Source organism: Nocardia vinacea NBRC 16497, assembly GCF_000308835.1.
GTDB lineage: Bacteria > Actinomycetota > Actinomycetes > Mycobacteriales > Mycobacteriaceae > Nocardia > Nocardia vinacea.
Genome location: NZ_BAGN01000006.1, coordinates 154,736 through 160,932 on the forward strand (window position 1 = coordinate 154,736; position 6,197 = coordinate 160,932).

General features: G+C 65.1%; 6 protein-coding genes. All 6 read right to left on the minus strand.

Translation table 11 applies throughout. The annotated features are described in order from the left end of the window. Positions 1 to 156: 156 nt before the first annotated feature. Entirely contained in the window at positions 157 to 861 is a 705-nt protein-coding gene (locus ON44_RS53370) for a hypothetical protein (protein ID WP_174414949.1), read from the minus strand. 65 nt (positions 862 to 926) lie between these two features. Next, a complete protein-coding gene (rsgA, locus tag ON44_RS01245) occupies positions 927 to 2,045 on the minus strand; it encodes a ribosome small subunit-dependent GTPase A (protein ID WP_040685855.1) in 1,119 nt (372 codons plus the stop codon). Positions 2,046 to 2,247: 202 nt separating this feature from the next. Continuing rightward, positions 2,248 to 3,309: a galactofuranosyltransferase GlfT1 gene (gene glfT1, locus ON44_RS01250; RefSeq protein WP_245566959.1), complete on the minus strand. Its 1,062-nt coding sequence runs from the start codon at positions 3,307 to 3,309 to the stop codon at positions 2,248 to 2,250. Next, positions 3,306 to 4,145, minus strand: a complete 840-nt coding sequence (gene wzt / locus ON44_RS01255) for a galactan export ABC transporter ATP-binding subunit Wzt/RfbE (RefSeq protein WP_040685856.1) — start codon at positions 4,143 to 4,145, stop codon at positions 3,306 to 3,308. Before wzt ends, glfT1 begins: the two co-directional genes overlap by 4 nt. Before the next feature lie 13 nt (positions 4,146 to 4,158). After that, on the minus strand, positions 4,159 to 5,043 hold the full coding sequence (wzm, locus tag ON44_RS01260) for a galactan export ABC transporter permease subunit Wzm/RfbD (protein ID WP_040685904.1): 885 nt from the start codon (positions 5,041 to 5,043) through the stop codon (positions 4,159 to 4,161). Positions 5,044 to 5,363: 320 nt separating this feature from the next. Continuing rightward, entirely contained in the window at positions 5,364 to 5,972 is a 609-nt protein-coding gene (locus ON44_RS01265; RefSeq protein WP_040685905.1) for a bacterial proteasome activator family protein, read from the minus strand. Positions 5,973 to 6,197 lie beyond the last annotated feature (225 nt).

Here is a 6,197-nt window from a genome sequence, read left to right on the forward strand (position 1 = left end):
TGGGTGCGCCCGCGGCCGTGCCGACCCGTTCGAGCGACCGGCGAGCAGTCGCCGACGGGTGTTGTGCACGTCAAGGGTAACGCAGGCCCCTATGCAACCAGTTGCATAGGATGGTCGAAGAAGGGGCGCCGGAGCCCCGACGCCCTTTCGACGCGGTCAGATGCTGGATGCGCCGGCGATCAACACGATGTTCAACAGGATCATCAACGCCACAATGCCCCAGCTGATGTAGATGAAGATGGCACCGGGCGTCTTCTGCGGAACCGGGCCGATCGCACCGTTGAGGAAGATGACTGCGGGCGGTTTGTAGTAGAACCGTGCGCCCTGACCTTCCTGAATCGCGGCCGTCGCATTCGCCGGGCCCATATCGAACAGCCAGGGCGTGGTCACCTTCACGTGGTACTGCCCCGGGCCGACCGGAATATGGTTCTGACCCCACCGCGTATTCGGCACCCGCTGACCATTGATCAAGATCTTCGGCTTGGTGATCGCCAACAGGAAGGCGAACCACTCATATGAGGCCTCGACGGTGATGCCCGGCGGGGCCGGTGCCTGCTGCGGAACCGGCTGCCCGTAGGGCGCTTGGCCGTACGGCTGCTGCCCATAGGGCTGAGCAGGCTGCCCGTACGGCTGCGGCGGTACGGGCTGGCCGTACTGCGGCTGCGGAATATGCGGCTGACTGCCGTACGGCGGTTGCGGCACCTGTGGTTGGCTGATCGGTGGCTGCCCCGCGGGCGGCGCGTATTGCGGTGGCGCACCGTAGGGATTCGGCGCGCCCTGCGGCACCGGCTGACCATATGCGGGCTGTCCGGGCCATTGCCCGGGCTGGCCCTGAGGCGGATACCCGCCGGGGAAACTCATCGGAACCCTCCCGTGTAGCGATTTGTGCGTGCCGACCCTACCGCGTAAACGCGGCGTGCGCGGAATCAGCGGCGCGAGCTTCTCTCCTGGTAGAACTGCCGCTGCTGCTTGCGGATATCGCGCCACACCTTGGCGCGTTCGGCCTGCAGCCGCTTATCCGATCGCGCTGCCATCCAGGCGTTTTCCCGTTCGAGTTTGCGGTAGCTGTCGAAGCGCCGCTGGGTGAGCGCGCCGCTGTCGATAGCTTTCTGTACGGCACAGCCGGGTTCGCCGCTGTGCGCACAGTCGTCGAATCGGCATTGCGCCGCGAGGGATTCGATATCGCTGAAGGTTTTCTCGATGCCTTCCGCGGCATCCCAGAGGCCGATGCCGCGCAGTCCGGGCGTATCGATCAGCGTGCCGCCGCCGGGCAGCGGCCGCAGCTCCCGATGCACGGTGGTGTGCCTGCCCTTCTTGTCCACCGCGCGAACGGTGTTGGTGGCGAAGACTTCCTGGCCGAGCAGGGCATTGGCGAGCGTCGATTTCCCGACGCCGGACGGACCGATCAGCGCGACGGTGCCGTCGAGCATCGCGGTGAGCACATCGAGTCCGGATCCGGTATCCGCACTGACCGCGAGGGCAACCGCGCCGGGCGCGACGGCCTGCACTTCGTCGAGCGGAATATCCAGCGCCGCATCCGCTTTGGTGAGCACCACGATCGGCTGTGCGCTGCTCTCCCAGGCCAGCGCGAGCATGCGCTCGATGCGCCCGAGGTCGATATCGCCGTCGGCCGCACTGCAGATCAGTACGGTATCGACATTCGCGGCCAGCACCTGGCCCTGTGCGCGCCGATCGGCGGCCGAGCGCATGATCGCGCCGCGCCGCGGCAGCAGTTGTCGCACATTCAGTTCGGCATCGATGCTCACCCAGTCGCCGGTGCAGAGTCCGCTGATCTCGGAGTCGGCACCCCGCCTGAGCGGGTCAGGCCGGGAGGCAGCTCGCGTAACCACGGACGGCCCCCGCTCAGGCCAGATCAAACGCTGGCAACGGGCACGCGCGAGTCCGGTCGGTGTCGCGACATCGCATTCGCTGCGATCCATGCGGATCACCCGCGCAGGGACACACCCATCGTCGATGAGCGAGTCGTATTCATTGGCAACGGCTTCGGTCCAGCCGTAAGGGACGAGGAGGTCGTGGTCGACCATGATGGAAGGAATCCTTCGTCGGGCGCCGAGCCCGAACCGGACTCAGCGAGAGGTATCTGAGGCGGAAATTCGTGCGACAGCGTGCATTTGCACAGCTGATCCGGGCACGACAATCCGAACGGTCCGTGTCACGATCTCCACCTCCTCACTCTCGTCTCGACGTTGCTCGCCCACTTTGGCATGGCGCGCAGACCCGCGCAATCTATTTTTCGTCGGTGGGCTTCTGGTCCGGGGTCGGCTTGCCGAACTGCTCGTTGCGGCCCAGGCTACGCAGGTGGAACCATTCGCGCAGGCCGGCCGGATCGCGGCGGGTGACGAGGAAGAACCAGGAGAAGCGGATCCATTCCTGGGGCAGCAGTTTGCGCATACCGGGCTGGGACATCAGGTAGCCGCGGTTGCGGTAGGTGAAGTAGCGCTTGACCGGGTCGTCCGGGTACTGGGTGTGCATGCGGCCGCCGAGGATCGGCTTGAATTCGGCGGCGCCGTTGGGATGCAGGTAGGCCGTCTGTAGACAGGTGCCGAACGGCAGACCGGAGCGAACCAGCCTGCGATGCACCTCGACCTCGTCGCCGCGCACGAATAGCCGCAGGTCCGGAACGCCGATCAGATCCACCGCCTTGGCCGAGATCAGCGCGCCGTTGAAGAGCGAGGCGATGCCGGGCAGGAAGTCTTCATCGCCTAGCTCGGAACGTAGCCGCCGCCAGACCACACCGCGGCGCAGCGGGAAGGCGAGACGGTCCGGTTCATCGATATCGCAGACCACCGGCGACACCTCGACCAGACCGTGTCGGCCCGCGCAATCGAGCAGGGTGGCAAGGACTTCCGAGCCGTCGGGGCGGCCGTCGTCGTCGGCCAGCCACACCCAGTCCGCGCCGAGGGTCAGCGCGTGCAGCATGCCGAGCGCGAAACCGCCCGCGCCGCCGAGATTGTGTGCCGAGCCGAGGTAGGTGGCCTCGACCGGCTGCTGGGCGACCAGCTCCGCGACCTCGGGTTCATTGGCGTTGTCGACCACGATCAGGTGGTCCACCGGGCGGGTCTGGGAGACAAGGACTTTCAGTGATTCGGCGAGCAGTTCGCGGCGTTTATGGGTGACGACCACGGCGACGATCTTGGCGCCGGGGCCGGTTCCCGCCGGGGTGCGGGCGGCTTCGATCTGTGCGGGGGAGGGGTCGTCGGAGTCGTCGTCCAGGGAATCTGGCACGGAGTCGATCAGGGCCTCGCGCCCTGCGTCGATCGGGGCGTTCTGCCCGGTCGGCTCACTCATGCCTGATTCCGCTCCAATTCTCGCTCGGTTCCCATTTTCCGTTCCGCTTCCATTTCGCGCAGCACGGTGGCGACGTGATTGCCCGCGTCCGGGCCCTCGTAGGCACGCACCACTTCTTCGATACCGCCGCGCAAACGGATCTGCCCGTGGTCGACCCACATGGCGGTATCGCAGAGCTGGGCGAGAAATTCGTTGGAATGGCTGGCGAACACCAGGATGCCCGAACGGGCCACCAGTGATTGCAACCGGATCCGAGCCTTCTTCATGAATTCGGCGTCCACCGCGCCGATGCCCTCGTCGAGCAGCAGGATCTCCGGATCGATGGAGGTCACCACGCCCATCGCCAGGCGCACCCGCATGCCGGTGGAATAGGTGCGCAGTGGCATCGACAGATATTCGCCGAGTTCGGTGAATTCGGCGATCTCATCGATCTTCGACATCATCTGCTTGCGCGTCTGTCCGAGGAAAAGCCCACGGATGATGATGTTCTCGAAGCCGGAGATCTCCGGATCCATACCGACGCCGAGGTCGAATACCGGCGCCACCCGGCCGCGGATGCGGGCACTGCCGCGCGAGGGTTCGTAGATTCCCGAAAGCAGTCGCAGCAGTGTCGATTTGCCCGCGCCGTTGTGTCCGACCAGGCCGACCCGGTCGCCCTCTTTCAGCGAAAGGGTGATGTCGCGCAGCGCCTCGACCACCACCACATCGGACTGATTGCGGCCGATCGCGCCGCCTGCCTTACCGAGGAATGCCTTTTTCAGCGACCGCGATTTGGCGTCGAAGATCGGGAACTCGACCCACGCCTGGCGGGTTTCGATACTCACATGGTCGGTCATCGGGCCCGATCTCCTATACCCAGTACGGCACGCGCGAACGGTACTGCTTCATGGCGAAGATCGCCACGATCCAGCCGACGACGGTGATGGCGCCGACGATCACCCAGTGATACAAATGCTGATCATCGCCGAGCAGCGGCGCGCGGACGATTTCCAGGTAATGGAAGGTCGGTACGATTTCGGCCAGCTTCGCGCGCTCGCTCACCTGACCACCCTGTTCTTCCAGGCTTTTCGTATTCCACATGACCGGCGTGAGCACGAACAGCATCAGCGTGAGGCTGCCGAGGATCGGCGCGATATCGCGGTAGCGGGTGCTGAAGATGCCGAAGACGATCGACACCCACATCGAGTTGAGGAACAACAGCCCGAGCGCGGGGATCGCGAAAATGGCGGTCCAGTGCAGTTTTTCCCAGACGCCGAATGCGACCAGCACCACCAGATAAATCAGCATGTTGTGCGCGAAGAACAGCAACTGCCGCCACACCAAGCGATAGACGTGCACACTCAGCGCCGATGGGAGCTGTTTGATCAGCCCCTCATTGGCGATGAAGACATCCGAACCCTCGAGGATGCTGGCCTGGATCACATTCCAGACGATGATGCCGATGGCCACATACGGCAGATACGACTTGATCGACTGGCCGAGCAGCGCCGAGTACAGAATGCCGATCGCGGCGGCCTGCACGCCGGTCGCGATGGTGATCCAGAACGGGCCGAGCACCGAGCGTCGATAGCGCTGTTTGATGTCCTGCCAGCCGAGCGACAGCCAGAGCTCGCGCTGCGCGAAGCCGCCGCGGAAGTCTTTGAACGCGCGCCCGAAGGTCTGCGAGTCCGAGACGATCGCGCTCGCCGGCGCGACGGCCTCGTCCGACGCGGGCGTTTCCGCGTCTGAGCTCACCGGATGCTCCGGCGCGGTGTTCTCTTCAGGAGGTACGGAGGTCTCATCGGAACTCTCGTCGGTACGCGCTTGGCTGGTATCTGAACGCACTGAACCCTCTTCAGGACGATCCGAGCTCTCATCGGGACGCGCCGTATTCACATCGGAGACCGAGTCGGGGCGGGCGGCAGCGGACGGCACGGTGCTCGACACTACCCTCGCAATTTCCCGAGGCGTGAGCGGCAGGGCCCGGAGGAGGTAGCGAGGCGCAACCACATAGGGCCCCGCGATCGCCGCAAATCAGACACCGCCGACCCGGCCGACACTCGACTCGGATCTATTCAGAGATATTGTCCGGAGCCGCCGATCGGCGAGTTCGACTGGCCCCCGCGCGGGTCGGTCGCGTGGATGCCGGGCGGCAGCGCACCCTGACGCATCTGTTCCAGCTGCGCGCGCGCCGCCATCTGCTGGGCGAACAGCGCCGTCTGGATGCCGTGGAAAAGACCTTCCAACCAGCCGACGAGCTGGGCCTGAGCGATGCGGAGTTCGGCATCGGTTGGCACTGCGTCATCGGTGAACGGAAGCGTCAGCCGCTCCAGTTCCTCGCGCAATTCCGGTGCCAGACCCTGTTCGAGTTCGCGCACCGAGGATTTGTGGATCTCGCGCAGCCGGGTCCGGCTGGCATCGTCCAGCGGAGCCGCGCGGACCTCCTCCAGCAATTGTTTGATCATGGTCCCGATGCGCATGACCTTCGCGGGCTGCTCGACCATATCGGCGAGCGATTCCTCGGCGTCGTCCCTATTGTCCGCATTGTCGGATTTCTCATCGCCGTCGGTAACGACCTGCGCGGTGAAGGGCGTGTCCGAACCGGACTCCACGGGAATAGCCAGCGGCCTGCCGTCGGGTCCGATCACGACAATGGATTCGGGTGCTCCATCCGATTGCGTCATGGTCCCCATCATGTCGCGTCCGCCGCGAACGCGCTAAGTCGGTCGCCTTCGATCAGGTCACCGGGTCGGTGCAGCGGCGCGGAGGTGGCGTCTATTCTGTTCGGGTCGTGTGGTTCGGATTTGTTGAAAGTCGGTTGCCATGCTGAGTCCCAGTTCGCTGCACCCCCGCCCGCCGGTGAGAGGGAACGCGGTTACCCAGGCTCGCCCGCTGCCCTTAGAGTGGCC

Bases quoted from the DNA above. Each gene is read 5' to 3' on its own strand.
- wzt (WP_040685856.1), bottom strand. From the start codon at position 4,145: ATGACCGACCATGTGAGTATCGAAACCCGCCAGGCGTGGGTCGAGTTC.
- glfT1 (WP_245566959.1), bottom strand. From the start codon at position 3,309: ATGAGTGAGCCGACCGGGCAGAACGCCCCGATCGACGCAGGGCGCGAG.
- ON44_RS53370 (WP_174414949.1), bottom strand. From the start codon at position 861: ATGAGTTTCCCCGGCGGGTATCCGCCTCAGGGCCAGCCCGGGCAATGG.
- rsgA (WP_040685855.1), bottom strand. From the start codon at position 2,045: ATGGTCGACCACGACCTCCTCGTCCCTTACGGCTGGACCGAAGCCGTT.
- ON44_RS01265 (WP_040685905.1), bottom strand. From the start codon at position 5,972: ATGACGCAATCGGATGGAGCACCCGAATCCATTGTCGTGATCGGACCC.